The following is a 26,237-nucleotide window of genomic DNA, read 5'->3' as shown; positions in this document are numbered from 1 at the left end:
TGACTGCCTCGTCGCTCGACGACGGGCCTTGCGAGCCATCGCCGCCCGTCAAGTGGCCGAGCACGAGTGACGTTCCATCGGCTTGGCGCTTCGTGGTACCGGAATGGACCGAGCCACGGCCCTCCTTCACCAGTGCTTCTCGCGCGGGAAGGAAGACAGGTCGCCTGCTTCACGAGGGAACGGACGGCGCGGGGAGCCAGAATAGCGCTCGCCCTCCCGGACGTTCATTGGCTCGCTCACCCCCCCAGAGGAGTCAACCCCCCATGTCCACGCTGCGCAGCCTGTGCCTCATCGGAGCTTTCTCCGTGGGAGGCCTCGCCTGTACCGGAAACACGGAGTCCACCTCCCCCTCGGGCGCCATCCCCAACCCCACCCGCCCCACCCTCCCGTCCACCGGCAATCCCCAGCAGCCCGAGCCGGACCCCACGCCCCCCGTCACGGAGATTCCAACACCGTCTCCAACGACGCCCACCACTCCGGACACGCCCTCACCCGAGGCGCCCACCGAGCCTCAGTACTCCCGCGAGTGGTTCGTGAGTCCGGCCGGCAACGACTCCGCGGCCGGCAACGAGTCGAGGCCGCTGCGCACCATCTCCAAGGCCATCACCCTGGCGGGTCCAGGCGAGATCATCCGCGTCCAGGCGGGCACCTATGCGGAGAAGCTGGTGTTCGACTCCAGCGTGCGCGCGGGCACCGCGAGCGCGCCCATCACCCTGCGTGGTGAGGGCAAGGCGAAGATCGTCCCCACCTCGGGCGGGTGGTACATGGCGCTCGTGCAGCGGCCGAACTGGCGCATCGAGGGCTTCGAGTTCGACGTGCGCGGCCAGCGCCAGGTCGCGGTGACGTTCGCCGGTGACACGCAGGGCAGCGTGCTGGCGAACAACGACCTGCACCACGGCTCCTTCGGCAGCGGCATCAGCACCGACGCCGGCGCGCGGGGCGTCACCATCGAGAACAACCACATCCACCACTTCGCCCAGGGGAGCACCGACTCCCACGGCGTCGTCATCGCCCCCACGTCGAAGAACATCACCGTGCGCGGCAACGACATCCACGACAACTCGGGTGACTCCGTGCAGTGCCTGGGGCCCGAGGGCTTCAGCAACGACGCGCCCGCCGCCGGGGTCCTCATCGAGGGCAACGACATGTATGACAACCGCGAGAACGCGGTGGACATCAAGACGTGTCACGACGTCACGGTGCGCGGCAACCGGATGCACGGCTTCACCAAGTCCGCGACGTCGCGGGGCGAGGCAATCGTGGTGCACTACTCCGCGAAGAACATCATCATCGAGGACAACGACATCTCGCAGTCCTCGCTGGGCGTCGCCATCGGCGGCAACCGCTTGAATGCCCCGCCCACCAACGTGTCCATCCGGCGCAACCGCATCTTCAACCTGAAGACGCCCGAGGGCTCCGCCATCCGCATCGAGAACGGCGTGGACGTGCGCGTGCTGCACAACACCGTGACGGGGACGAACGGGTTCGCGCTGGTGCTCGGCCACGGCACGGGGGGCGACTCCACCAACGTGGCCGTGCGCAACAACATCTTCGACACGAAGAACGCGGTGCACCTGGGCCACAGCGCGCCGGGCTTGAAGATGGAGTCCAACCTCTACCGGCCGGGCGCCAACTTCACGACGGGCAACTTCTTCGTCCCCGAGCTGTCGTGGGTGGGGACGTTGTTCGCCGCGTGGAAGCAGCAGGAGGGCCAGGACGTCACCTCCATCGAGGCGCTCAACGCGCTGGTCGACACGGACTCGCTCGAGCCCGGGCCGGGCGCGGTGGACAAGGGCATGGACCTGGGCCTGCCCTACTGCGGCGCCGCGCCGGACGTGGGCGCCATCGAGTCCGACTGCCCCACCGCCATGCAGACGGCGACGGCGGAGCTCACCGAGTAGCACTCAGGTGATGACCTCCCACGCGGGCTGTCGCGTGGGAGGTTGCTTCGCGCGGTGAGTCGCGAGTTCGAGGCTCGCGGCCGCCGCCCGCGGTGCACGGCCTCACGCATCCGACATGCGCGGGCCGTGTCGACATCGGTCTTCGCTTCTACGCGCCGAGCAGCTCGCGGTGCAGCCGCGCCGTCAGCGGCTTCAGGTGCGGCTTATCCACCAGGAGCGTGAGCTGGAGCGGAGACGTGTGCGCGGCATGCACCTTCGCGCCCAGCTCCTCCGCCGCCGCCAGCGACTGACGCAAGGGCGCCCAGTCCGCGTTGAGGCCCACGCCCACGCATGTCACGGTGCCCAGCTCCTCGCGCCACGTCACCGCCGCGCCGAAGCGCGTGGCCAGCTCCTTGCGCAGCGCCTCCGGCCCGTGGATGTCCGCCAGCGGCACCAGCAGGTACGCGTGCCCGGCGCCCCCAGTCAGCCCGTCGTACCCGAGCGAGCGGCCTCGCACGCCCCGGGCGTCCAGGAACTCCAGGAGCTCCGCCAGCGGTACCTCGGCGCCCGCCGCGAGCACCGCCAGCTCCGCGTCCGCGGTGACGCCCTTGATGCGACTGTCCGACGGCGCGGTCAGCTCACGCACCACCGTGCCGCTGCCCTCCGCGTGCGCCGTGCGCGCGAGGATGGCGATGCCGCGCGACTTCGCCCACTCCACCGCCTGCGCGTTGAGCACCTTGGCTCCCGCGCTCGCCAGCTCCTGCATCTCGTCGTAGCTCAGCGACTCCAGCTTGCGGGCGTCCGGCACCACGCGCGGGTCCGCGCTGAAGATGCCATCCACGTCCGAGTAGATCTCACACGCCTCCGCCTCCAGCGCCGCGGCCAGCGCCACCGCCGTCGTGTCCGAGCCGCCGCGCCCCAGCGTGGTGACCTCCTTCTTGTAGGACACGCCCTGGTAGCCGGCGACGATGACCACCTTGCCCCGCGCCAGCTCGTCGTGGATGCGGTAGGGCCGCACCTCCACGATTCGCGCCTGCGCGTGCGCGTCCGTCGTGATGATGCCGCTCTGGCTGCCCGTGAAGCTGATGGCCGGCACCACCATCTCCTGGAGCGCCATGGACAGCAGCGCCATGGAGATGCGCTCGCCGCACGTCAGCAGCATGTCCAGCTCCCGCCGCGCGGGGTCCGGGGACACCTGCTTGGCCAGCGCCAGCAGCTCGTCCGTGGTGTCGCCCATGGCGCTCACCACCACCACCACCTGGTACCCGGCGTCGCGCTTGTCCTTCACCCGGCGCGCCACCTTGCGAATCTTCTCCACGTCGGCCACCGACGAGCCGCCGTACTTCTGGACCACGATAGGCATGAGCGTCTCACTACCCTTCTTGGGCGTGTCCGGGGAACCACACCGGAGTGGAGTCTTGCAGGAGCCCGGCCAGCGAAGGGAAGCACCCAGGCCACTCGCCGGGCGTCGCCTTGACACCCCGAAGACCCCTCCTATAGTCGGCGGCGGTTCTGCCCGGGCCGTCCGAGACACACCTCCACGGCCGGCGGCCCAGGTCGAGCACGTCTTCCTGGAGCCTCCCCATGGCGATGATCGAGGTGCAGCACCTCACCAAGCGTTATCGCGACCGCGTGGCCATCGACGACCTCACCTTCAGCGTCGAAGAGGGCGAAATCCTCGGCTTCCTCGGGCCCAACGGCGCGGGCAAGTCCACCACGATGAAGATCCTCACCGGCTTCCTCCCCGCGTCGGAGGGAGTGGCCCGGGTGGGTGGCTTCGACGTCCACCGGCATCCGCTCGAGGTGAAGCGCCGCATCGGCTACCTGCCGGAGACGCCGCCGCTCTACCCGGAGATGACCGTGGAGAGCTACCTGCGCTTCGTCGCCTCGCTCAAGCGCCTGCCCTCGCGTGAGCAGAAGACCGAGGTGGAGCGCGTGGCCGCCCTCACCGGCGTCACCCATGTGTTGGGCCGCGTCCTCGCGAACCTGTCCAAGGGCTACAAGCAGCGCACCGGCATCGCCCAGGCGCTGCTCGGCTCACCGCCGGTGCTCATCCTCGACGAGCCGACCGAAGGGCTCGACCCCGCCCAGCGCGCCGAGGTGCGCGCGCTCATCAAGAGCCTCGCGGGCAGGCACACCGTCATCCTCTCCACGCACATCCTCCCGGAGGTGACGATGACGTGCGAGAAGGTCCTCATCCTCAACCAGGGGCGCATCGCCGCCTACGACGACCTCCGCAAGCTGGCCGGAACCCAGGGCACCGCCGAGAGCGCGTCGCTGGAAGAAGTCTTCATCAAGCTGACCGCCGCCTGAGCGCGCGCCTTTCGTCCCTCTTCCAAGGAAACCCGTCGGCCCATGCGCATCGCCCTGGCCATCGCTCGCAAGGAGCTGTCCCTCTACTTCACCACCCCGTGGGCCTATGGCGTCTTCACGGCGATGGTGGCGCTCTCGTCGTTCTTCTTCGTGGGCCTGCTGGAGCGATTCCAGCAGGTGCAGGAGATGGCGCGGAGCACGAACTGGTCCCAGCTGCCCGAGGACTTCACCGCGTACCGCAACCTCACCGACGGCGTCGTCGTCCAGCTGTGGGGCATCGTCATCATCATCACCCTGTTCGTCGCCCCCTTCCTCTCCATGCGCCTGTTCGCGGAGGAGAAGCGCAACAAGACCCTCGAGCTGCTGATGACCGCGCCGGTGCGCCCCATCGAAATCGTGCTGGGCAAGTACCTGGGCGGAGTCGGCATCATCTGCGCCACGCTGGGCCTCACGCTCGTCTTCCCGGTGGTGCTCTCCGCGTTCGGCAAGGCGGACTCCGGCACCGCGCTGGAGTGGTCCACGGTGATGCTGGGCTACGGCGGCATCCTCCTGTGGGGCGCGACGTGCATGGCGGTGGGCATGTTCATCTCCGCGCTGACGGAGAGCCAGATGCTCGCGGCCTTCCTCACCTTCGCGGTGCTGCTGCCGTGGATGCTGCTGTCCGGCGTGGCGCAGGGGGCCGAGGAGCCGGCGCGCTCGGTGCTGATGCACCTGTCCTTCGACGCGCAGCTGCAGAACCTGCTCAAGGGCATCCTGGACGTGAAGAGCTTCGTCTTCTTCGCCTCCGTCATCGTCTTCTCGCTGGTGCTCACGCACCGCACCGTGGAAGCGCGACGCTGGGTCTCGTGACGTGGCCCGCCCTCACGTGAAAGGCAACCCCCGGACATGAACGCGACCCTCATCGGCAGGTACCTGGGCGCCTTCGGGCTGCTGCTCCTCGTCTCCAGCCCCTTCACCCTCTTCATCACCTCCGGCAGCCTCATCGCCTCGGGGGTGAAGGCGGGCGTGGGCCTGGCGCTCGTCGGCGTGTACCTGGCCACGAACCTGAAGCAGTTCGGCCAGCTCGCCACGCGCAAGTCGAGCACCTTCTTCATCACCTCCGTGCTCACCGTGCTCGGCGTCCTGGGCGCGCTGGTGGGCATCAACTACGTGGCCCATCAGCAGGCGCCGCAGTGGGACTTGACGAAGGAGCGCATCCACACGCTGGCGCCGCAGACCATCGCCACCCTGGGCACGATGCCGGAGAAGGTGAAGGCCATCGGCTTCCTGCCCCCGACGCACGAGTCCTACGCGCTGCTGGAGACGCTCTTCCAGCGCTACCACGCGGAGGCGCCGGCGAAGTTCGAGTACGAGTTCCGGGACCCGCGCCGCTCTCCCGAGATGGCCTCGAAGTACCAGCTCAAGGAAGGTCAGGCGAGCGTGGTGCTGGCACGCGGCGAGTCGCACACGACGCTCGCCGCCGTGTCCGAGCAGGACCTCACCAACGCGCTCATCAAGCTGGGCGCGGTGGGCACCCAGCGCGTCTACTTCATCACCGGGCACGGCGAGTGGCCTCTCGACAAGGATGAAGCCGCGCCCTCGGACCCGGGCGGCTCGCTGTCGGAGCTGCGCCGGCAGCTGCTCCAGGAAGGCTACGCCGCGGAGGCCATGTACCTGGTGGGCACCACGGACATCCCCCGCGATGCCTCGCTCGTCGTCATCGCGGGAGCCCGCGTGCCGTACACGCAGCCGGAGGTGGCCGTGCTGCGCAAGTACCTCGCGAGCGGTGGACGGCTCGTCTACTTCACCGACGCGGGGCTCGTGGATGGACTGGGCGAGCTGCTCGCCGAGCACGGCATCCTGGTGGACGAGGGAATCGCCGCGGATGCGCAGTTCAACAGCGGCAACCCGTACGTCGTGCAGTCCCCCTTCTACAGCACCCACGCCATCGTCGCGCCGCTCAAGCAGCGGGGCCTGAACGTGGAGCTGCCCACGCCGCGCAGCCTCACCGTGCTGCGCGAGGGCATGGCCGAGGGCGTGCGCGTGGAGCCGCTGGTGCACACCTCACAGCACGGCTGGGTGGAGACGAAGCCCGACGAGAACGCGGTGCCGTCGGATGGAGAGAAGACGGGCCAGCTCACGCTCGCGGCCGCCATCGTCCGCGACACGAAGGACGCCGCCGACAAGCGCTTCGACGAGGCGCGGCTCGTGGTGGTGGGCGACTCGGAGCTGCTGTTGGACCCGAACTGGGGCCACGAGCCCAACCGCAACCTGGTGATGAACACGCTGGGCTGGGCCTCCAACCAGGTGACCAAGGTGACGATGCGACCTCCTGACCGCGAGGTGTCGACGCTGGAGCTGGATACGGACGCGATGGACCACATCCGCTTCATCTCCACCGACCTGATTCCCCTCTCCATGATGGGCCTGGGACTGGCCATCTGGCTGACGCGGCGGAACAAGTGAGCGCCTCGCGCGGAGGGTTCGTCGCGCTGCTCGTCCTCGGCACCGGAGCGCTGCCCGCGTGCAAGGAGTCCGGGCCGCGCGAGCCACGTGAGCAAGCCGTGGCGGAGCAGCTCTTCGCGCCTCCGACAGGGACGACGACGGGCAAGGACGCGGCGCCCGTGTTCACCCGCATCACCGTTCGCGCACAAGGTGACACCACCGAGCTGGAGCGTGGGCCGGACGGTTCATGGCGAATCGTCGCGCCCGTGCAGGCCCGCGCGGAGCCGGCGGCCGTGGAGGCCCTGCTCGAGACCCTGGAGCGCTCGAAGTCGAGCACCCTGGTGGCCGAGGCGCCCACCGACGCGGACCTGAAGAAGTACGGGCTCGACTCGCCCGTGTTCACCGTGACGGCGCAGGCCCAGGTGTCGGGCTCGCCGCACGCGGTGACGCTGCATGGCGGCGTCGAGAACACGTTCGATGGCTCCGTGTACGTGCGCCGCGAAGGAGACCCCAAGGTGTACGCGGCGCAAGGCTCCGTGCGCTGGAGCCTGGACAAGGACACCTTCGCGCTGCGCTCGAAGGAGCTGCTCGGCGAGCTGGAGGTTACCGCGCTTGCGGGCATCGAGGTCCGCGCTCGGACGCACACCTACGTGCTGGAGCATGAGAAGGGCACCTCGCGCTGGCGGCTGACGAAGCCCGTCTCCGAGCGCGCGGACGAGGCCCGGGTGTCCGCGCTGCTCAAGGCGCTGAAGGAGCACCGCGCGCTCTCCTTCCCCAAGGACACACCGGAGACTCGCAAGAAGCTCGGCCTGGAGGCGCCGCTGGTGGACGCGCGCTTCACGCGGACCTCGGGCGACACCGTGCGCATCCGGATGGCGCAGGTGATGGAGGACGGAGCGCCTCGCTTCCACGCGCTGCGGGAGCAGGGCTTCGTCGCGACGCTGGCCGAGGTGCCCGAGGGCACGCTCGACGTGCTGGACGTGGACGTGCTCGAGCTGAAGGACAAGCACGTGCTGAGCTTCCGCCGCGAGGACGTGCGGCGCGTGGTGTTCCACCCGGGCGGCGGCGCGCCCGCCATCACCCTGGTCAACGTGGCCGAGGGTGACGGAGGCACGGAGTCCTGGCAGGTGGAGTCGCCCGTGAAGGGCAAGGCCCAGCACTTCCGCGTCGTGTCGCTGCTGCGCGCGCTGGGTGCCATCAAGGCCACGAGCTTCGGTGAGGCGAAGCCCCGGAGCTGGGCGAAGTACGGCATCGACGACGCCTCGCGCGGCGCGGTGCTGCTGGGCGCCCAGGGCCAGGAGCTGGCGCGACTGTGGCTGGGCACCGAAGTCCCGGAGTCCTCCGAGCTGCGCTACGCCCGAGGCTCCGGCCCCGAGGTGATGGAGGTCTCCGTCGAGGGCCTCGCCCTGCCCCAGCGAGCCGAGGACCTGATGGACGCCGCGCCCGCAGCGGAGCCCGCCAACGCACGCGGCCCGTGAGGGCACACACGGCCGCATCGTGACAATCCACTACGTCGGAAAGGTGACGCGACGCGCCGCCGGATTTGACGCGCGCCTCGTGCACATTCGCGTGGGCCTTCCCTGGGGAGATGGTGCGGGCCGCTGACATTCTCTGGCAATTCTTTGTGCTTTCCTCCTCCTCCGCCCCTCCCTACCTTTTGGTCACACTCGTAGATGATGTTCGGAGGCAGTGTCATGGCGACCACGGCGGAAAACCCGATTGGGCTGAATGGCTTTGAGTTCGTGGAGTTCACGAGCCCCGCGCCCGAGGCGATGGTGGCGCTGGTGGAGAAGCTGGGCTTCACGGCCTACGCCAGGCACCCGACCAAGGCGCTGGTCCGCTACAAGCAGGGCGACATCAACCTGCTCATCAACCAGGAGCCCACGGGTCAGGCCGCCGAGTTCCGCGCCGCGCACGGCCCGTCCGCCAACGCCATGGCGTTCCGCGTGGCCAACGCCCGCGCCGCGTACGAGCTGGCGCTGGAGCGTGGCGCCGTCGCCGCGGACCCCGCCACCAGCTCCCTGGGCGAGGGCTTCTATGTGCTCCAGGGCATCGGTGGCAGCCTGCTGTATCTCATCGACCGTCACGGGGCGGCCGGCACCCTCTACGACTCCTGGGTGCAGATTCCCGGCGCCGCCGAGTCCGAGGCGAAGAACAGCGTGGGCCTGGAGTCGCTGGACCACCTGACGCACAACGTGCGCCGGGGCCAGATGCGCACCTGGTCGACCTTCTACAACCGCATCTTCGGCTTCACCGAGCAGAAGTACTTCGACATCAAGGGCCAGGCCACGGGCCTGTTCAGCCAGGCGATGATCGCCCCGGACCGCGCCATCCGGATTCCGCTCAACGAGAGCCAGGACGAGAAGTCGCAGATCGAGGAGTTCCTGCGCGAGTACAACGGCGAGGGCATCCAGCACCTGGCCCTGTCCACCCAGGACATCTACGGCACCGTCGAGCGGCTGCGCGCGCGCGGCGTGGACCTGCAGGACACGCTGGAGGCCTACTACGACCTGGTCGACAAGCGCGTGCCCAACCACGGTGAGGACCTGGAGCGGATGCGCAAGAACCGCATCCTCATCGACGGCAACGAGCAGGAGGGCCTGCTGCTGCAGATCTTCACCAACAACCTCTTCGGCCCCATCTTCTTCGAGATCATCCAGCGCAAGGGCAACGAGGGCTTCGGCAACGGCAACTTCCAGGCCCTGTTCGAGTCCATCGAGTTGGACCAGATCCGCCGCGGCGTCATCAAGGTGGAGAAGTCCCGGAAGTAGCTCCCGGCCCGACTCCGGAGGAACTTCACGGTGACCCTCGAGAATCGAACCGCGGTACCTCCGAAGAGCGGGCTCCGAAAGGCGCCCGGCGACTACCTCTCCGGATTCGGCAACGAAGTGGCGACGGAGGCCGTCTCCGGCGCGCTGCCCGTGGGACGCAACTCTCCGCAGAAGGTCCCCTTCGGACTGTACGCGGAGCAGCTGTCCGGCACGGCCTTCACGGTGGCGCGCCGGGAGAACAAGCGCTCCTGGCTGTACCGCCTGCGTCCGAGCGCCAACCATCCCGCGTATCAACCCCACCCCCAGGGGCTGGTGCGCGGCGGTCCCTTCGACGAGGTGCCGCCCTCGCCCAACCGCATGCGCTGGAGCCCCCAGCCCGTGCCCACGGAGCCCACGGACTTCGTCGAGGGCCTCATCACCTACGCCGGCAACGGCGACACGGCCACGAGCTGCGGCATCTCCATCCACCTGTACCGCGCCAACCGGTCCATGACCGACAAGGTGTTCTACAGCGCGGACGGAGAGCTGCTCCTCGTCCCGCAGGCGGGGCGGCTGACGCTGGTGACGGAGCTGGGCGTGCTGGAGCTGCGCCCGGGTGAAGTCGCCGTCGTGCCGCGCGGCGTGCGCTTCCGCGCGGAGCTGCCGGACGGCCCCGTCGCCGGCTACATCTGCGAGAACCACGGCGCGCTCTTCCGGCTGCCGGACCTGGGCCCCATCGGCTCGAATGGACTGGCCAACGCGCGCGACTTCCTCACGCCGGTGGCCGCCTTCGAGGACGTGGACCGTCCGACGCTGGTGGTGCAGAAGTACCAGGGCCGGCTGTGGGCGTCGCGGTTCGACCACTCACCGCTCGACGTGGTGGCGTGGCACGGCAACCTGGCTCCGTACAAGTACGACCTGGCGCGCTTCAACACCATCGGCACGGTGAGCTACGACCACCCGGACCCGTCCATCTTCACGGTGCTGACGTCGCCCAGCGAGTCGCCCGGCACGGCCAACTGCGACTTCGTCATCTTCCCGCCGCGGTGGATGGTGGCCGACGACACGTTCCGGCCGCCCTGGTTCCACCGCAACGTGATGAGCGAGTTCATGGGGCTGGTGCAGGGCGTATACGACGCCAAGGCCGGCGGCTTCGCTCCGGGCGGCGCGTCGCTGCACAACTGCATGAGCGGGCACGGTCCGGACCGCGCCAGCTACGAGCAGGCCATCAAGGCGGAGCTCAAGCCGCACAAGATTCAAGACACGATGGCGTTCATGTTCGAGTCGCGCTGGGTCATCCGCCCCACGCGCTTCGCCATGGAGACGTCGTCCATGCAGCTCGACTACGACGACTGCTGGGCGGGCTTCGAGAAGGCCCGTCTGCCTTGAGCCTTCCGACCCGGCAGCGCGTCTGGACGACGCCTCCTGATGTCACGCTGTGCCCGGTGGACTCCCTCTCGGACCCGGGCGCGCGCAACTTCGTCCTCCAGATAGAGGAGGCCTTCTTCCACGGCTTCCTCGTGCGCCACAACGGCCAGGTCCACGGCTTCGTGGACCGGTGTCCTCACGCGGGCCTGCCGCTGGCGCGCGTGCTGGACCAGTACCTGACGCCGGACAAGCAGCACCTGGTCTGCGGCTGGCACGGCGCGCTCTTCCGCCCCGACGACGGCAGGTGCGTGGGAGGCCCGTGCAACGGCGCCTCCCTGACGCCCTGGCCCGTGAAGGTGGAGGACGGCATGGTCGTCACCACCTGAGCGGCGGCGCTACACCTCCAGCAGCACGTAGCGCTGGTCCGGCGTGTGCTTCGTGAGCAGGGGCATGGCGACGTTGAAGACGGGGATGCCGCTCTTGGTCTTCCCCTGCAGCGAGCCGTGGTGCGCGTGTCCGTGGAAGACCGCCTCCGCGCCGTAGTGGTCGATGGGCATCGCCAGACGGCTGGTGCCCAGGAAGGGGCGGATCTCGATGTTCTCCCCCTCCAGCGTCTCCGGAATCGGGGCGTAGTGCATGATGATGACCTTGCGTGGCGTGTCCAGGTGGCTCAGCGCCGCCTCCAGCTTGAGCGACTCCGTCACCGCCTCCTGCACGAAGGCCTTGGTCTGCCCCTCACCGAAGGCCTGCAGCGTCGCGTTGCCGTAGCCGCCGCCGAAGCCCTTCACCCCGGCCACGCCGAGCACCTTCTCGAAGATGTAGTGGTCCCCGTCGAGGATGTGCACACCGGCCTTGGCCAGCTCCGCGCAGATGTCCTTCACGTGGCCCTGCTCGTAGTCGTGGTTGCCGAGCACCGCCGCGCATGGCACGCGCAGCGCCGAGAGGTCCTCGGCGAGCACCTTGCCCTCCTCCACCATGCCGCGGTCCGTGAGGTCCCCGCACAGCACCAGCAGGTCCGCCGTCGCGTTCACCTGCTTGACGAGGTGCCGGAACCGGCCGTGCTGGTCCTCACGACAGTGAAGGTCACCGACCGCCGCCAATCGAACCTTCGAGCTCGGATCCCTCGCCACGCTCGCCCCCCAGTCGTCGTTCGCTCTCGTCCCAGGCCCGCCCGTCCCCGAACCCCCAGTGGTGGATGTCCACGTGGTAGTTCACCTTGGAGACGAGGTTGCCCCGACACAGCTTCTGCTCCCAGCCGCCGTCGCGCATGCTGTCCAGCGTGCGCCGCATCAGCTCCGCCATCACCCAGTCGGGGATGAGGTCCCGCTCGGAGGGATAGGCGAAGCGGAACATCATGAGGTGGCTGAGCAGCACCTCCCAGTACCGGTCGAAGCGGCGCATCAGCCGCTCCCAGTCCATCTGCTTGCCCGCCTTGAGGATGAGGTGGTTGACGTCCGCGCCGTCGAAGCGCTCGCGCTCGGCGACGAACGCCTTGGACCAGATCATCTCCTCGGCGGGCGCGACCAGGCACTCGTGTCCGAAGATGGTGGAGGTCCGCGCGTGCTCGAACCACCCGTCGTCCACCACCGCCACACCGTTGCCGGACGAGAAGATGAAGTCGACGAAGTACTCCCCCTTGAAGGCCTTGTAGAGCCACACCTCGTCGGTGCGCTCGGTGCGCCAGCCGTCCTTCCCCAGGACCTCCAGCGCACGCGCCGCGTCCGCCTTGCGGGGGAACAGGTCCAGGTCCTTCGTGTCACGATAGATGCCGGTGTAGGTGGCGTATGCATACGCGCCGCCCACCACGAAGGGCACCCCCGCCTCACGCAGCAGCCCCACGGCCCGCGCTCGCGCGTTGAGCTCGTCCGAGGTGCGCTCGCGCTCGGCCAACGCCGCGTCGGTGCCCATCTCGCCAGGATGGTTGGGGTGTCGTTTTTCCATGGGCGAAAGGTAGGGACGCTGCATTTCCATCGTCCGAAAGCCGCCCGAAGTCGCCCGAGGAGCAGCCAGGCGGCCTTCAACCCCCTGGAATCACGGAGGCTTTCAAGGTCAGCCGGACGCCTTTTCTGTTTTCCGACGGGGCTGTGTCCATAGGAGCGAACACGCTGCCGCACGGCCCGCCGGGGGCCATCCGAACAGGAAGGAAGAAGGACCATGCTGCGCAAGAGCCTGCTGTGTGCCGCCCTGATGCTGGTGGGTTGTGACTCCGACAAGAAGCAGGACGTGGAGTCGTTCCGCCAGGGAGTGCCCTCCAAGCAGATGGTGGAGGTGTCGTCGCCGGGACCGACGGGCGACGGGCAGGGCAAGACGTCCGCGTACTACGGCGAGGGTCAGCTGTCGGGGAACTACCTCCTCACCGCCACCGCCGCCGTGAGCATCAACGCCGCCACGCTGAGCGTGCTCGGGCTGGTGGCGGAGATCGTCAAGCACCCGCCCTCCTCCATCGACGGGGACATCGCCGTGTGGGGCCCGCACACCGGCCCCCTGGACCCCCTCACGTGGAAGCTGACCGTCAAGCACACCGGAGGCGACACGTACTCGTGGGTGCTGGATGCCAAGGGCCGGCTGGAGCCGGACTCGGGCTTCAAGACGGTGCTGTCCGGCTCGCACACGGCGGGCGTGGATGGGGATGGCGAGCGGCTGTCGGGCTACGGCTCCGGCCAGTTCCTCATCGACTTCGAGAAGGAGCGCGCGCTGCCCGGCAACGAGGCGGGCGAGCAGCCCCTGGCCACGCTGGAGGTCCGCTACTCGCGCACCGGGCCGAACGCGACGGCGTCGGTGGAGGCAGACTTCGACTACACCAACACGGGCGACCTGGTGACGAGCGCGAAGTATCGCTTCAAGCAGGCCCCGGGCTCCGGCGGTGAGCTGGACTTCGTGTCGCAGCAGGACATCGACGCGGACCCGACGCGCGCGAAGCTGGAGCGGCTGGCCATCAAGAGCCGCTGGGAGCGCGACGGGTCTGGCCGCTCGGACATCAAGCTGTCGGGCGGGGACCTCTTCGGCGAGGCCACCGTCAACGAGTGCTGGGACCCGGGGCACATGAGCACCTACTACGCGGCCAGCTACAACCCGGTCATCGGCTACGGGGCGGTGAGCGCCTGTGGCGGGTTCAGCACCGCGGTCTACTCCTCGTTGTGAGGCGGCTCGCGCTAGTCTGGGGTGCGTGACAGCTCCGCGCCAGCCGGCCCTCCGGGTCATCCAAGGCGGTCCCCTCCCGGACCGGCGTGACTTCCTGCGCGAGCTGTACACGCGGTACGGCGGCAGCGTGATGGGACGCTGCCGCTATCTGTTGAAGGACGCGGCGAAGGCGGAGGACGCGATGCATGACGTCTTCGCGCGCGCCCTGGCCCACGCGGAGGACTTCCGCGCGGACGCCTCGCCGCTGACGTGGTTGATGAAGATCGCCACCCACCACTGCCTCAACCAGCTGCGCTCGGAGCGCGCGGGCTGGAGGCAGTGGTTCGAGCGCGACGCCGCCGCGCGCTCGGAGGGACACGGCGGGGACGGTGAGCTGGAGACGCGGGACCTGGTGCGCCGGCTGCTGTCGAAGGTGGATGAGGAGACGCAGGCGGCGGTGGTCCACTACCACGTGGACGGGATGACCTTGGAAGAGGTGGCCGCGATGCTGGGGCGCTCGGTGCCCACCATCCGCAAGCGGCTGGAGCGCTTCGCCGAGCTGGGCGGAGAGGAGCTGAGGGTTCGATGAGCGCGCACGAGTCGGAGTGGACACTGCGGCGCCTGAGGGCCGGCGAGCTGGCCTCCCCCGAGGCCCATCGCGTCCGGGCCCACGCGGCCGGCTGCGTCACCTGCGGCGCCGTGCTGAAGGGGCTCGAGGAGCACCAGGCGCGCTTCGAGGCGGAGCTCCCCTTCGAGCGCTTCGAGGCGGGCGTCGAGCGGGCCCTGGAGCGCCAGCAACAACAGCGGGCCCCGCGCCCTCCCCCCCGGCGCTGGGTGCCCGCGACGGTGGCCCTGGCCGCGTCGCTGCTGGTGGTGGTGCTCGCGAAGCCGCTGCTGGAACAAGGCCCGGAGTGGAACCGGCGCAAGGGTGGCGGCGACGCAGCGGAGCTGCGCATCGGCGGCGGCACGGGCCCGCAGCGCGAGGCACGGCCGGACAGGCCCGAGGCGCTGGAGCCCGGCGAGCGGGTGATGCTGGGCTACAAGGCGGGCGCGCACCGGTACATGGCCGCCGTGTCCGTGGATGCCATCGGCGAGGTGACGGCGCTGCATCCGGAGTCCGGCGCCAGCGTGGCGGTGGAGCCCGGCACGGAGGTGCACTGGCTGGAGGGGAGCTGGGAGTTCACCGGCTCGGGCGTCGAGCGCGTGGTACTGGTGCTGGGTGACGAGCCCTTCGCGGTGGAGTCGCTGGTGGAGGCGACGCGGCGCGCGTTCGCGGCGGCGGGCGGCGAGGTGGAGCGGATGGCGCCGCTGGACGTGAAGGGCGCGCAGACGCACTGGGTGCTGCTCAAGCCATGAGCCCACCCCTCTTCCCATTCGGGCGGGCCCTGGGCCTGGTGCTCGCGCTCACCGTGGCCTCGGCGGCGCACGCGGACAGCCTGCGCCGCTTCGCGCTGATTGCCGGCAACGACGAGGGCGGCGACGAGACGCGGCCCCTGCGCTTCGCCCGCGACGACGCGCGCAAGATGCACGGGCTGCTGGCGCGGCTGGGCGGCGTGGCTCCCGGCGACGCGAAGCTCCTGCTCAACGAGACGTCGAAGGACTTCCTCGCGGCGCTCACGGACCTGGAGGCGCGCGCGAAGGCCGCCCAGGAGCGGGGCGAGCGCACGGCGCTGCTCGTCTACTACTCCGGCCACGCGAAGGACGGCACGCTGCGGCTGGGCAACACGCGCCTGGGCTTCGATGACTTGAAGCGCCGGCTGTCGAGCGCGCCCGCGGACATCCGCATCGCGATTCTCGACTCGTGCCGCTCCGGCGCGATGACGCGCACCAAGGGCGCGCGGCGGGTCCCGGCCTTCGAGATCGAGTCCGGCGCGTCGCGCGACGCGCGGGGCCTGGTCATCCTCACCTCGAGCGCGGCGGACGAGGACTCGCAGGAGTCGGACGCGCTGGGCGGCAGCTACTTCTCGCACCACCTGGCGAGCGGCCTGTTGGGCGACGCGGACCGCAGCGGTGATGGGCGGGTGACGCTGTTCGAGGCGTACTCGCATGCGTACGCGCGCACGGTGGCGGACACCGCGGCGAGCAGCGGCGGCGCGCAGCACCCCACGTTCAGCTACGACCTGGCGGGCAACGGGGACCTGGTGCTCACGGACCTGCGCGCGGGTGGCGACGGGCTGGTGGTGCCGCGGGTGGCGCCTCCGGGCATGTACTACTTCGTGGACCCGGCCGGGCTGGTGGTGGCGGAGCTGGACAAGACGGACGGCGTGGAGCGCCGCGTGGCCCTGGCGCCCGGCACGTACCGCGTGAAGCGCCGGCTCCCGGACAAGCTGCGCATCGGCGAGGTGCAGGTGTCGCGCGGACAGCCCGTGGTGCTGGAGGAGTCGCGCTTGAGGGACGCGCCCTTCTCCGACGACCCGGTGAAGGGCGTGAGCCTGGACGGTGGCGCGTGGTGGACGCTGGGCCTGTCCGGCGCGGTGCAGTCCTACTTCGACGCGCCCACGCGCCAGTCGCTGTTCCTCTCGGTGGGCCTGCTGGGCGCGGAGGCGCAGCTGCACGACTACTTCCGACGCGACTGGGTGTGGGGCGTGGACGTGGCGCTGGGGCGCAAGCAGGCGCTGTTGGACCTGCCCACGTTGAGTGGCCCCGCGTACCGGTACTCGGTGACGAGCCTGGGCACGACGCTCGCGTCCGAGTGGCCCCAGGGACGCGTCACCCCCTTCGTCGGCGCGCGCATGGCGTACCTCGTGATGCGGCGCGACTTCGAGGAGGCCGCGTATCCGGACCAGAAGTTCGCGATGTTCTCGCCGGGGCTCGTCGCGGGGTTGCGCTGGCAGCCCTTGCGACGCCTGCACGTGACGGGGCGTGCCCGGCTCCACTACCTGCTCTACACCGTGGACGAGCAACGCTCCCTGGGCTTCTGGGAGCTGGGCGCGCTCCTCACCTACCGGCCATGAAGGAGCGTTCGATGCGATACCTGACGCCCATCTGCCTGTGTCTGGCCCTGGCCGCGTGCGGCGGCGACTTCTCCAACGACGACCTGGAGTTCCAGAACGCCATCCCCCGGCGCGAGGACCTGATGGCGAAGGTGCTCGGGCAGGAGCAGGCGAAGACCCGGGCCCTGCGCGTGGCGTCCAAGGTCCACGCCCTGCGACTGGGGAGGCTGGGAGAGGTCTCCGGCATCGTCGGCGACACGTCCGAGACGGGCCGCGACTTCAACGACTCGGTCGGCAACATGCTGCAGGCCATCGAGAACATCCGGACCCAGCCGGCGACCTCCCGCGGCCCCAACCGTCGGGTCTGGGGGCCGTTCCCGGGCAGGAACGACATGAAGTTCGACACGCGCTTCGTGATGACGCGTGAGGGGGGCCGCTTCGACTACCACCTCCAGCTTCGCGACGTCGGCGAGGGTGAGGGCGACTGGTGGAGCTTCCTCTCCGGCCACTTCGAGGCGACCGGCGGCGTGCGCCGGGGGACGGGCGGCCTCATCCTGGACCTGAAGCGCTCGCGCGAGGAGGGGTACCTGGGCGTGGACGTCATCGACCGGCAGGAGATCCACTACCAGACGCAGACGTTCCCCACGCGGGTGGAGCTGGTCTGGACCTTCGCGGACACCACCCGGCCCCTGCCCTCGCGCTACGTGTACCGGGAGGGCGAGGGCGGCGTGGCGGAGATGACCTTCGAGCTGGCCCAGACGGACTTCGTGCTCGGGGGGTTGAAGGAGGACATGGCGCTCACCACGCGCTGGGCGCCGGACGGCCGGGGCCTGGGCGCGGTGGAGATATTGAAGGGCGACATCCCGGGCGCGAAGTACACCGAGTGCTGGGATGCCCAGGGCAAGGTGACGTTCATCGCCCGCTCCTGGGACATCTTCAATCCGACTGAGGGCGTGCGAGCCTCCTGCCCGGACCTGTCGGCGCTGGACCGGTGACCGGCCAACCCTCCGAGCGCAGGAGCGCGGGACGGCCTGGGCCCCGCACGCGGCTGGTATAGAGTCCGCCGCCTATGAGCGAGCAGGGCGGCAAGAGTGGGGAGAAGCGACCGGGGACGTGGGCCAGCCTGGCTCGGGCCATGGCGTCCTGGCGGACGGCCTCCGTCACCCTGCTCTCGTTCTCCTCGGGTCTGCCGCTGGGCCTGGTGTGGATCGCCATCCCGGACTGGCTGCGCAGCATCGGCGTGGACATCCGCGTGGTGGGCCTCATCACGCTGGCGCAGGCGCCCTGGTCCTTCAAGTTCATCTGGTCGCCGCTGATGGACCGCTACGTGCCGCCCTTCTGGGGACGGCGGCGGGGCTGGATGGCGGTGGCGCAGGTGGCGCTGTTCGCCACGACGCTGGCGCTCGCGGGGCTGGGAGAACATCCCGAGGCCGCGTGGGTGGTGGGCGCGCTGGCCATGGCGGTGGCCTTCGCGTCCGCGACGCAGGACATCGCCATCGACGCGTACGCGGTGGAGGTCTTGCGCAAGGAGGAGCAGGGCGTGGCGGTGGGCGCGCGCGTGGCGCTGTACCGCGCGGCCATGTTCATCGCGGGGTCGGCGGCGATCACCCTCGCGGGCCGCGTGTCGTGGAAGTGGGTGGTCATCGGGCTGGCGACGCTGTACCTGCCCATGCTCGTCATCACCCGCTTCGCGCCGGAGCCCGAGGAGCGGCTCACCCCGCCCAAGTCCCTCAAGGACGCCGTCTGGTATCCGTTCGTGGGCTTCCTGTCGCGGCACCGCGCGCTCGAAATCCTCGCCTTCGTCTTCCTCTACAAGCTGGCCGACAACCTCGGCGGCACGCTCTTGCGCCCGTTCCTGGTGGACATGGGCTACAGCGACCTGCACCGCGGCGTGGCGCTCGGGACGATTGGCCTGTTCGGCACCATCCTGGGCACGCTGGTGGGCGGCGCGTGGACGACGGTGCTGGGGCTGGGCCGCGCGCTGTGGGTGTTCGGCGTCATCCAGATTGTCTCCAACATCGGCTACGTGCTCGTGGCCCGCGCGGGCGCGCCCAACGTGTGGCTGATGTACAGCGCCATCGGCTTCGAGCAGGTGACGCAAGGCCTGGGCACGGGCGCCTTCTCCGTGCTGCTGATGCGGCTGACGCAGAAGCGCTTCTCCGCCACGCAGTTCGCGCTGCTCTCCAGCCTGTTCTCGATTCCGCGCGTGGTGGCGGGCCCCATCGCCGGCTTCCTCGTGTATTCCATCGGCTGGGAGCCCTTCTTCTGGTTCACCATGGTGGGCGGCATTCCCGGCCTGCTGCTGCTCGCGCGCTTCGTGCCGCTGGGCGTGAGGGACCCGGACTTCGACGTGCAGAGCCGCCCGACCACGCGCGCCGTGAGCCGGCCGATGATGGTGGGCAGCGCGGCGCTCGCGGCCGTGGTGGGCATGGGCCTGGGACTGGTGACGACGGCGCTGCTCACCGCGGTGCAGAACCTGCGCAAGACGCCCCAGGCGGGCTTCGACTTCGCCACGCCCTTCGGCGCGCTGTTCCAGCCGGCGGGTGTCACCGACTGGGTGACGCTGGCGAGCATCATCGTCTTCGGGTTGACGGTGGGCCTGCTCACCGCCGCCGTGCTCGCCGCGCGCTCCGGGGCCTTCTACCTGCCCGAGCAGGAGGCGCCCCCCTCCCCCTCCGGCGCGCCCAGCCCGTAGCGGGACTTCGGGCGGGTCTCGGTCCACCCGAGGACAGCGGGTCGAGAAGGCAGAGCAAACTGTCGGCCCGCGCGCCTATGGTGCGGCCGACATGGCCCATCCTCTCGCCGGAAAGCTCCCGCCCGAAGACCTCCTCATCGACCCCGAGAAGCTGCGCGCGCGCTACTACGCGGAGAAGCCCGACGTGGGCGTCCCCGAGCAGCGCGTGGCCTTCGGCACCTCGGGACACCGTGGCTCGTCGGCCCGCACCAGCTTCAACGAGGCGCACATCGTCGCGGTGACGCAGGCGCTCTGCGAGTACCGCCAGCAGCAGGGCATCGACGGCCCGCTGTACCTGGGCATGGACACCCACGCGCTCTCCGCCCCCGCGCAACAGACGGCGCTGGAGGTGCTGGCCGCCAACGGCGTGCAGGTGCGCTTCACCGACGGCGCCACGCCCACGCCGGTCATCTCCCACGCCATCCTCACGTTCAACAAGGGGCGCACCACGGGGCTCGCCGACGGCATCGTCATCACCCCGTCCCACAACCCGCCCGAGGACGGCGGCATCAAGTACAACCCGCCCAACGGCGGCCCCGCGGACACGAACGTCACCGCGCTCATCGAGCGCCGCGCCAACGCGCTGCTGGGCGAGGACAACCGCGGCGTCCAGCGCACGCCGTACGAGCGGGCGCGCACGGCGCCCACCGTGAAGCCGCACGACTTCATCACGCCGTACGTCGAGGACCTGGGCTCCGTCGTCGACATGGAGGCCATCCAGGGCGCGAAGCTGAAGATTGGCGCGGACCCGCTCGGCGGCTCCAACGTGGCGTACTGGGAGCCCATCGCCACGCGCTACGGGCTGAATCTGACGGTGGTGAACCCCACCGTGGACCCGACGTTCCGGTTCATGCCGGTGGACCACGACGGCAAGATTCGAATGGACTGCTCGTCGCCGTACGCCATGGCCAACCTGGTGAAGCTCAAGGACCAGTATGACCTGGCCTTCGGCAACGACGCGGACTCGGACCGGCACGGCATCGTCACGCGCTCGCTGGGGCTGATGAACCCCAACCACTACCTGGCGGTGGCCATCCACTACCTGTTCCAGAACCGCCCCGGCTGGAAGGCCGGCACCGCGGTGGGCAAGACGCTGGTGTCCAGCGGGCTCATCGACCGGGTGGCGCAAAGCCTCCACCGCCGCGTCGTCGAGGTGCCGGTGGGCTTCAAGTGGTTCGTGGACGGGCTGCTCGCGGGCACGCTGGGCTTCGGCGGCGAGGAGAGCGCGGGCGCGTCCTTCCTGCGCCGCGACGGCACGGTGTGGACCACGGACAAGGACGGCATGCTGCTGGACCTGCTCGCGGTGGAGATATTGGCGCGCACCGGCAAGGACCCGGGCGAGCACTACCAGGACCTGGCCGCGCGCTTCGGCACGCCCTACTACGCGCGCATCGACCAGGCGGCCACGCCCGCGCAGAAGGCGGTGCTCAAGAAGCTCTCCCCGGACGCGGTGAAGGCGCAGAGTCTGGCCGGCGAGCCCATCCTCCAGCGCCTCACCCGCGCGCCCGGCAACGACGCGGACATCGGCGGACTCAAGGTCGTGGCCCAGAACGGCTGGTTCGCCGCGCGGCCCTCGGGCACCGAGGACGTGTACAAGATCTACGCGGAGAGCTTCCGCGACGAGGCCCACCTGAACGCCATCCTCGAGGAGGCCCGCGCCATCGTCGCCCAGGCCTTCGCCGGAGCGTGAAGACCGTCCTGATGTACGTGCTGGCCCTCTTCATGGTGGCCGGCGGCATCAACCACTTCGTCCATCCGCGCGCCTACGTGCGGATGATGCCGCCGTACCTGCCCTGGCACGGCCCGCTCGTCTTCTGGAGCGGGGTGGCGGAGGTGCTCTTGGGGGTGGGGCTGCTCATCCCCGCCACCCGGGTGGTGTCCGCCTGGGGGCTCATCGCGCTGTTCATCGCCGTCTTCCCCGCCAACGTCCAGATGGCGCGCGAGCCGGAGCGCTTCCGGAAGATTCCCAAGGCCGCCCTCTGGGCGAGGCTCCCCTTGCAGGGCGTCCTCATCCTCTGGGCCTGGTGGTACACCTGATCCACGAAGCGCCTGTCCGCCCGGCGGCCCTGGGGGTACGTCCTTCCTTGACTCCCCCCGGGGTGCTCTTTAGGTTTCAGTGTTCTCAGGTAGCCCCACCGAAATTCCGAAGGACGTTCCATGGCTCGCGTCACAGTCGAAGACTGCCTCCCCCTCGTCGACAACCGGTTCGCGCTGGTGCTGCTCGGTGCGAAGCGCGCGCGTCAGCTGATGGCCGGCGCCCGCCCCATCATCGAGCAGTCCAAGAACAAGCCCCCCGTGCTGTCGCTGCGCGAGGTGGCCACCGGCCGCGTGAAGTTCGACCGTGACGTGCGCGAGGCGCTGTCCGGCAAGTACACGGCCGACACCGCCAAGTAGTCCGCCGTCCCTCTAGGTTCCCTTCCCCTCGGGCCCCACGGCCGGGGAAGGGGCCTCGGGCAACAGGCCCTGGGCGCGCATCCACCGCACGGCGCGCGCGGCCACGGCCTTCTCGCCCTTGTAGCCGAGCAGGGGCACCAGCTGTCCCACCGGCACCCATCTCACCTCGTCCACCTCCACGCGCGGCCCCGGCAGCGGCCCCAGCGCGCCTTCCTGGTAGCGGAAGAGGAAGAAGTGGACGCGCTTGAAGATGCGCTGACCCCGGAACTGGTAGACGTAGCGGATCTCCCCCAGCGGCGCGATGAGCGCGGCGGTGAGGCCCGTCTCCTCGTGCACCTCGCGGCTCGCCGTCTGCTCCGGCGTCTCGCCCGGGTCCACGTGCCCCTTGGGCAGCGCCCACAGGGGACGGCCATGCGGACGGATGACGACCACCTCCCAGGTGCCGTCACTCTCCCGGATGACAATCCCGCCTGCGGACGCCTCGCGTGGCATGCCCACCTACCCTAACCGATGGCGGCGGGACGTGGGGGCCCGGACTCAGCCTCCGTGGGCGAAGTGGCTCAGCTTCGCCTCCGCCCCCAGCCGGTAGGCGTACCGCAGGTCCGACAGGAGCCGCTCCAGCCGCCGTCCGGCCACGTGCGTCATCATCCGCGAGCAGAACCGCCGGGACAGCCGGTTGGCCTCCTCGTAGCGCCAGCGCTCCTGGGAGGACAGCCTGTCGCGGTAGGACACCCGGTCGAACAGCCGGGTGAGCAGCTCCTGCGCCCAGGCCCCCACGCCCTCGCCCCAGCGGTGCAGGAGGCACACGGCGAACTTGTCCACCTCCGCCTGGGCCTCCAGCTCCAAGAGCGACACCGTGCGCCCGTGCGCCGCGGTGTGGGCCATGTAGAGGAAGTGGCTGACGCCCTCGGCCACCTGGCAGTAGCCGGCCAGGTCCCCGTCCAGCACGTACCCCAGGGGCCCGGCCTCGTAGGGCTTGAGCCGGTCCAGGAGCGCCGGGGACAGGTACAGCGCCAGCTCCAGCGCGTCGTCGGCTTCGTGGACCAGCAGCTCCTCGTCGCTGCGCCCGGTGGCGCCCAGCCGGGCGGCGGCCTCCGTGTCCACCACGAAGGTCTCCGCCCGTGCCTCGCACGTGAAGCCGTAGATGGCCTCCAGGTGGTCCTGAACGCGGCCAATCATGTGGCGACCTCCCTCGCGTCAGTTGGGGAGCTGGCCCTTGGGCGCCGGCATCATCCCCGCATCCACCAGGACCCGCTCCAGCCGGTCGCTGCCCGTGCGCGCCCACGTCTCATAGACCTTGAGCGCCCCGCTGGGCCCCGCCTGCACCATGCCCCGCGCGGCGATCTCCTCCAGGACCTCCGCCACCGCGCGGAACTTGTCGCGCAGCTCCCGGTACACCCCCGCGAAGCCCGCACGGGGCGACAGGTCCGCCACCTGACCGTACGCGGTGCCGCCCATCTGGATGTAGTAGTCGGGCCCCACCACCCCGCCCTGCAGCGCGCCGGAGAAGAACCCCACGGTGTAGAGCGAGACGTCGCCCAGCCGCCGCAGCGTCTTGATGCGCGCCTCACGCTCCTGCTGGAGGGCCTGGTGGTAGAGCACCGCCAGGGGCTCCCGCGCGCGGCGGCCGTCCTCCTGGCGGTCGAACAGGTTGTCGGTGCTGGCGAACTCCGCCAGCAGGTTCACCAGGTAGAACTCCGTCACCTCTTCCAGCATCACCCGCTGCCGCGAGGTGACCTCGTCCAGGAGCGATTTGAAGAACTCCTTCAACGACAGGGACGCCACCAGTTGACTCATCGACACTCCCTTCCCCCCGCCCGGCCCGCGTGGCCGGCGGGAATAAGGGAACGGTAGCAATCGACCCTCCGCGTCGCAAAAGCGCCCGTCAATGATTCCAGGCACTTGCGCTAGCACTCGTGACGTCCGAGTGCCAATCCGAGCCGTGCGGGCATGCGGGCGGGCTCTACCTGTCACGGACGCAACGGGAGGGAAAAAAGACAGCAATGCCGGGCAGTTGGCAGCTCACGGCCCGAGCGTCCCGCGTCGCTTGACGGGTCATCTTCCCTGGTTATTATCCGCCGCGCCTAGGCGTTAGCACTCGCGAGGTCGGAGTGCTAATGCCGCGGGTCGTCACGGCCCTTTTTCAACCCCCAGCGGCGCCCCAAGCCGCCCGGAGTCCCCGGACGGAGGGCGCCCCATCAAGGAGCAGACCATGAAGATTCGTCCCCTGCAGGATCGGCTCATCGTCAAGCGGGTCGCCGAGGAGAACAAGACCAAGGGCGGCCTCTTCATCCCGGACACGGCGAAGGAGAAGCCCCTCGAGGGCAAGGTCGTCGCGGTCGGCAACGGCAAGGTGCAGGAGGACGGCAAGGTGCGTCCCCTGGACATCAAGGCCGGCGACACCATCCTCTTCAGCAAGTACGCCGGGACCGAGATCAAGCTCGACGGCGAGGAGCACCTCATCCTCCGTGAGGAGGATGTGCTCGGCGTCATCGAGAAGTAATCCCGCCCCCACCCCTTCACTCAAGGAATCCCCATCATGGCGAAGGACCTGCTTTTCGACGTGCGCGCCCGCGAGGCCATCCTCCGTGGCGTCAACATCCTGGCCGACGCGGTCAAGGTGACCCTGGGCCCCAAGGGCCGCAACGTCGTCATCGAGAAGAGCTTCGGCTCGCCCACCATCACCAAGGACGGTGTGACGGTGGCGAAGGAAATCGAACTGGAGAACAAGTTCGAGAACATGGGCGCGCAGATGGTCAAGGAGGTCGCGTCCAAGACCTCCGACGTGGCCGGTGACGGCACCACGACGGCCACCGTGCTGGCGCAGGCCATCTTCCGCGAGGGCGCGAAGCTGGTGGCCGCGGGCCACAACCCGATGGACATCAAGCGCGGCATCGACAAGGCCGTGTCGGTCATCGTGGGCGAGCTGAAGAAGCTGGCCAAGCCGACGAAGGACAAGAAGGAGATCGCCCAGGTCGGCACCATCTCCGCCAACGGCGATGCCACCATCGGCCAGATCATCGCGGACGCGATGGAGAAGGTCGGCAAGGAGGGCGTCATCACGGTGGAGGAGGCCAAGGGCCTGGAGACCACGCTGGACGTGGTCGAGGGCATGCAGTTCGACCGCGGCTACCTCTCCCCGTACTTCGTGACGGACCCGGAGCGGATGGAGGCGGTGCTGAACGACGCGCTCATCCTCATCCACGAGAAGAAGATCTCCTCCATGAAGGACCTGCTCCCCATCCTGGAGCAGGTGGCGCGCGCGGGTAAGCCGCTGCTCATCATCGCCGAGGAGGTCGAGGGTGAGGCGCTGGCCACGCTGGTGGTCAACAAGATCCGCGGCGTGCTGAACGTGTGCGCGGTGAAGGCGCCGGGCTTCGGCGACCGCCGCAAGGCCATCCTCGAGGACATCGCCACCCTGACGGGCGGCCGGATGATCGCCGAGGACCTGGGCATCAAGCTGGACACCCTGGAGCTCAAGGACCTGGGCCGCGCCAAGCGCATCACCGTCGACAAGGACAACACCACCGTCGTCGACGGCGCGGGCAGCGAGCAGGAGATCAACGCGCGCGTGAAGCAGATCCGCGCGCAGATCGAGGAGACCACCAGCGACTACGACCGCGAGAAGCTCCAGGAGCGCCTGGCGAAGCTCGTGGGCGGCGTGGCCGTCATCAACGTCGGCGCGGCCACCGAGACGGAGATGAAGGAGAAGAAGGCCCGCGTGGAGGACGCGCTCAACGCGACCCGCGCGGCCGTCGAGGAGGGCGTGGTTCCCGGCGGCGGCGTGGCCTACATCCGGTGCCTCAAGGCGCTGGAGGGTCAGACGTTCGCCGAGGGTGAGAAGTTCGGCGTGGACATCATCCGCCGCGCCGTCGAGGAGCCCCTGCGCCAGATCGTCGGCAACGGCGGCCTCGAGGGCAGCGTCATCGTCAACAAGGTCAAGGAAGGCACGGGCGCGTTCGGCTTCAACGCCGCGACGGGCGCGTACGAGGACCTGCTGGCCGCGGGCGTCATCGACCCGGCCAAGGTGAGCCGCACGGCGCTGCAGAACTCCGCGTCCGTGGCCTCCCTGATGCTCACCACCGAGGCGATGGTGGCCGAGCGTCCGAAGGAGGAGAAGGACGCTCCCGCTGGCGCCGGTGGCATGGGCGGCATGGGCGGCATGGGCGGCATGGGGATGTGATGCCCCCACCCCGGCTCCGGCCGGGGTGACTGCTGTCGAAGACGGCCTCCGGTTCCTCTTCAGGGAGCCGGGGGCCGTCGTGCTTTCATGCCCCGGGTGGCGCGGGGCAGGCCACGCCCTTAGGTTTGGGAATGAAGG

Annotated in this window: 25 protein-coding genes; 19 read left to right on the top strand and 6 right to left on the bottom strand. The window is 69.6% G+C overall.

The genetic code is table 11. The features are described from left to right. Nucleotides 1–263: 263 nt before the first annotated feature. Nucleotides 264–1,901, top strand: a complete 1,638-nt coding sequence (locus K8640_RS03285; RefSeq protein ID WP_223745725.1) for a nitrous oxide reductase family maturation protein NosD — start codon at nt 264–266, stop codon at nt 1,899–1,901. 148 nt (nt 1,902–2,049) lie between these two features. Here the strand turns inward: K8640_RS03285 and K8640_RS03280 are convergent, their stop codons facing one another. Continuing rightward, on the bottom strand, nt 2,050–3,243 hold the full coding sequence (locus K8640_RS03280) for an aspartate kinase (RefSeq protein ID WP_223745724.1): 1,194 nt from the start codon (nt 3,241–3,243) through the stop codon (nt 2,050–2,052). A 227-nt stretch (nt 3,244–3,470) separates the two neighbouring features. Between K8640_RS03280 and K8640_RS03275 the strand changes: the two genes are divergently transcribed. From K8640_RS03275 to K8640_RS03245, 7 genes are all read left to right on the top strand, one after another. Further along, entirely contained in the window at nt 3,471–4,193 is a 723-nt protein-coding gene (locus K8640_RS03275; RefSeq protein WP_223745870.1) for an ABC transporter ATP-binding protein, read from the top strand. A 42-nt stretch (nt 4,194–4,235) separates the two neighbouring features. Beyond that, nucleotides 4,236–5,042: an ABC transporter permease gene (locus tag K8640_RS03270; protein ID WP_223745723.1), complete on the top strand. Its 807-nt coding sequence runs from the start codon at nt 4,236–4,238 to the stop codon at nt 5,040–5,042. A gap of 36 nt (nt 5,043–5,078) precedes the next feature. Further along, a complete protein-coding gene (locus tag K8640_RS03265) occupies nt 5,079–6,638 on the top strand; it encodes a GldG family protein (RefSeq protein WP_223745722.1) in 1,560 nt (519 codons plus the stop codon). After that, complete coding sequence (locus K8640_RS03260) at nt 6,635–8,095, top strand: DUF4340 domain-containing protein (RefSeq protein ID WP_223745721.1); 1,461 nt, start codon at nt 6,635–6,637, stop codon at nt 8,093–8,095. Before K8640_RS03265 ends, K8640_RS03260 begins: the two co-directional genes overlap by 4 nt. A gap of 216 nt (nt 8,096–8,311) precedes the next feature. Further along, entirely contained in the window at nt 8,312–9,388 is a 1,077-nt protein-coding gene (gene hppD / locus K8640_RS03255) for a 4-hydroxyphenylpyruvate dioxygenase (RefSeq protein ID WP_223745720.1), read from the top strand. A 30-nt stretch (nt 9,389–9,418) separates the two neighbouring features. Further along, entirely contained in the window at nt 9,419–10,756 is a 1,338-nt protein-coding gene (hmgA, locus tag K8640_RS03250; protein ID WP_223745719.1) for a homogentisate 1,2-dioxygenase, read from the top strand. After that, entirely contained in the window at nt 10,753–11,121 is a 369-nt protein-coding gene (locus tag K8640_RS03245; RefSeq protein ID WP_223745718.1) for a Rieske (2Fe-2S) protein, read from the top strand. The genes hmgA and K8640_RS03245 overlap by 4 nt, the downstream gene beginning before the upstream one ends. A gap of 9 nt (nt 11,122–11,130) precedes the next feature. Here K8640_RS03245 and K8640_RS03240 read toward each other — a convergent pair whose 3' ends face one another. Continuing rightward, nucleotides 11,131–11,835 carry a metallophosphoesterase gene (locus K8640_RS03240; protein WP_046714952.1) on the bottom strand — a complete coding sequence of 235 codons (705 nt, stop codon included), beginning with the start codon at nt 11,833–11,835 and terminating at the stop codon, nt 11,131–11,133. Continuing rightward, nucleotides 11,819–12,643 carry a nucleotidyltransferase gene (locus tag K8640_RS03235; protein WP_223745869.1) on the bottom strand — a complete coding sequence of 275 codons (825 nt, stop codon included), beginning with the start codon at nt 12,641–12,643 and terminating at the stop codon, nt 11,819–11,821. The genes K8640_RS03240 and K8640_RS03235 overlap by 17 nt, the downstream gene beginning before the upstream one ends. Nucleotides 12,644–12,889: 246 nt before the next feature. Between K8640_RS03235 and K8640_RS03230 the strand changes: the two genes are divergently transcribed. From K8640_RS03230 to rpoZ, 9 genes are all read left to right on the top strand, one after another. After that, nucleotides 12,890–13,876 (top strand): hypothetical protein, encoded by a 987-nt coding sequence (locus K8640_RS03230; protein ID WP_223745717.1) that lies wholly within the window; start codon nt 12,890–12,892, stop codon nt 13,874–13,876. A gap of 25 nt (nt 13,877–13,901) precedes the next feature. Further along, the gene (locus tag K8640_RS03225) at nt 13,902–14,444 is read left to right on the top strand and encodes an RNA polymerase sigma factor (RefSeq protein WP_223745716.1); all 543 of its coding nucleotides are present in this window, start codon (nt 13,902–13,904) and stop codon (nt 14,442–14,444) included. Then, nucleotides 14,441–15,211, top strand: coding sequence for an ACP synthase (locus K8640_RS03220; protein WP_223745715.1), 771 nt, complete (start codon nt 14,441–14,443; stop codon nt 15,209–15,211). Before K8640_RS03225 ends, K8640_RS03220 begins: the two co-directional genes overlap by 4 nt. Next, a complete protein-coding gene (locus tag K8640_RS03215) occupies nt 15,208–16,809 on the top strand; it encodes a caspase family protein (RefSeq protein WP_223745714.1) in 1,602 nt (533 codons plus the stop codon). Before K8640_RS03220 ends, K8640_RS03215 begins: the two co-directional genes overlap by 4 nt. An 11-nt stretch (nt 16,810–16,820) precedes the next feature. Beyond that, nucleotides 16,821–17,783: a hypothetical protein gene (locus tag K8640_RS03210; protein WP_223745713.1), complete on the top strand. Its 963-nt coding sequence runs from the start codon at nt 16,821–16,823 to the stop codon at nt 17,781–17,783. A gap of 74 nt (nt 17,784–17,857) precedes the next feature. After that, nucleotides 17,858–19,483, top strand: a complete 1,626-nt coding sequence (locus K8640_RS03205; RefSeq protein WP_223745712.1) for an AmpG family muropeptide MFS transporter — start codon at nt 17,858–17,860, stop codon at nt 19,481–19,483. 91 nt (nt 19,484–19,574) lie between these two features. Then, nucleotides 19,575–21,212 (top strand): phosphoglucomutase (alpha-D-glucose-1,6-bisphosphate-dependent), encoded by a 1,638-nt coding sequence (gene pgm / locus K8640_RS03200; RefSeq protein ID WP_141325497.1) that lies wholly within the window; start codon nt 19,575–19,577, stop codon nt 21,210–21,212. After that, entirely contained in the window at nt 21,209–21,559 is a 351-nt protein-coding gene (locus tag K8640_RS03195; RefSeq protein WP_141325495.1) for a DoxX family protein, read from the top strand. The genes pgm and K8640_RS03195 overlap by 4 nt, the downstream gene beginning before the upstream one ends. A gap of 120 nt (nt 21,560–21,679) precedes the next feature. Continuing rightward, complete coding sequence (gene rpoZ / locus K8640_RS03190) at nt 21,680–21,916, top strand: DNA-directed RNA polymerase subunit omega (protein ID WP_141325494.1); 237 nt, start codon at nt 21,680–21,682, stop codon at nt 21,914–21,916. A gap of 12 nt (nt 21,917–21,928) precedes the next feature. Here rpoZ and K8640_RS03185 read toward each other — a convergent pair whose 3' ends face one another. The 3 genes from K8640_RS03185 to K8640_RS03175 are packed head-to-tail and all read right to left on the bottom strand — an operon-like array spanning nt 21,929 to nt 23,713. Continuing rightward, nucleotides 21,929–22,408 carry an NUDIX hydrolase gene (locus K8640_RS03185; protein ID WP_223745711.1) on the bottom strand — a complete coding sequence of 160 codons (480 nt, stop codon included), beginning with the start codon at nt 22,406–22,408 and terminating at the stop codon, nt 21,929–21,931. A gap of 45 nt (nt 22,409–22,453) precedes the next feature. Further along, on the bottom strand, nt 22,454–23,095 hold the full coding sequence (locus K8640_RS03180; protein WP_046714961.1) for a hypothetical protein: 642 nt from the start codon (nt 23,093–23,095) through the stop codon (nt 22,454–22,456). An 18-nt stretch (nt 23,096–23,113) separates the two neighbouring features. Beyond that, nucleotides 23,114–23,713 (bottom strand): hypothetical protein, encoded by a 600-nt coding sequence (locus K8640_RS03175; RefSeq protein WP_223745710.1) that lies wholly within the window; start codon nt 23,711–23,713, stop codon nt 23,114–23,116. A 415-nt stretch (nt 23,714–24,128) separates the two neighbouring features. Here K8640_RS03175 and groES point away from each other — a divergent pair, with 415 nt between their 5' ends. Together groES and groL are read left to right on the top strand one after the other, a co-directional pair. Next, the gene (gene groES / locus K8640_RS03170) at nt 24,129–24,419 is read left to right on the top strand and encodes a co-chaperone GroES (protein WP_013941457.1); all 291 of its coding nucleotides are present in this window, start codon (nt 24,129–24,131) and stop codon (nt 24,417–24,419) included. A 36-nt stretch (nt 24,420–24,455) separates the two neighbouring features. Beyond that, nucleotides 24,456–26,099: a chaperonin GroEL gene (gene groL / locus K8640_RS03165; RefSeq protein WP_223745709.1), complete on the top strand. Its 1,644-nt coding sequence runs from the start codon at nt 24,456–24,458 to the stop codon at nt 26,097–26,099. Nucleotides 26,100–26,237: the final 138 nt, after the last annotated feature.

It is taken from the genome of Myxococcus sp. XM-1-1-1, assembly GCF_020037095.1.
Lineage (GTDB): Bacteria > Myxococcota > Myxococcia > Myxococcales > Myxococcaceae > Myxococcus > Myxococcus fulvus.
The sequence above is the reverse complement of the archived record's forward strand: the minus strand, read 5'-3'. Positions and strand labels throughout refer to the sequence as shown.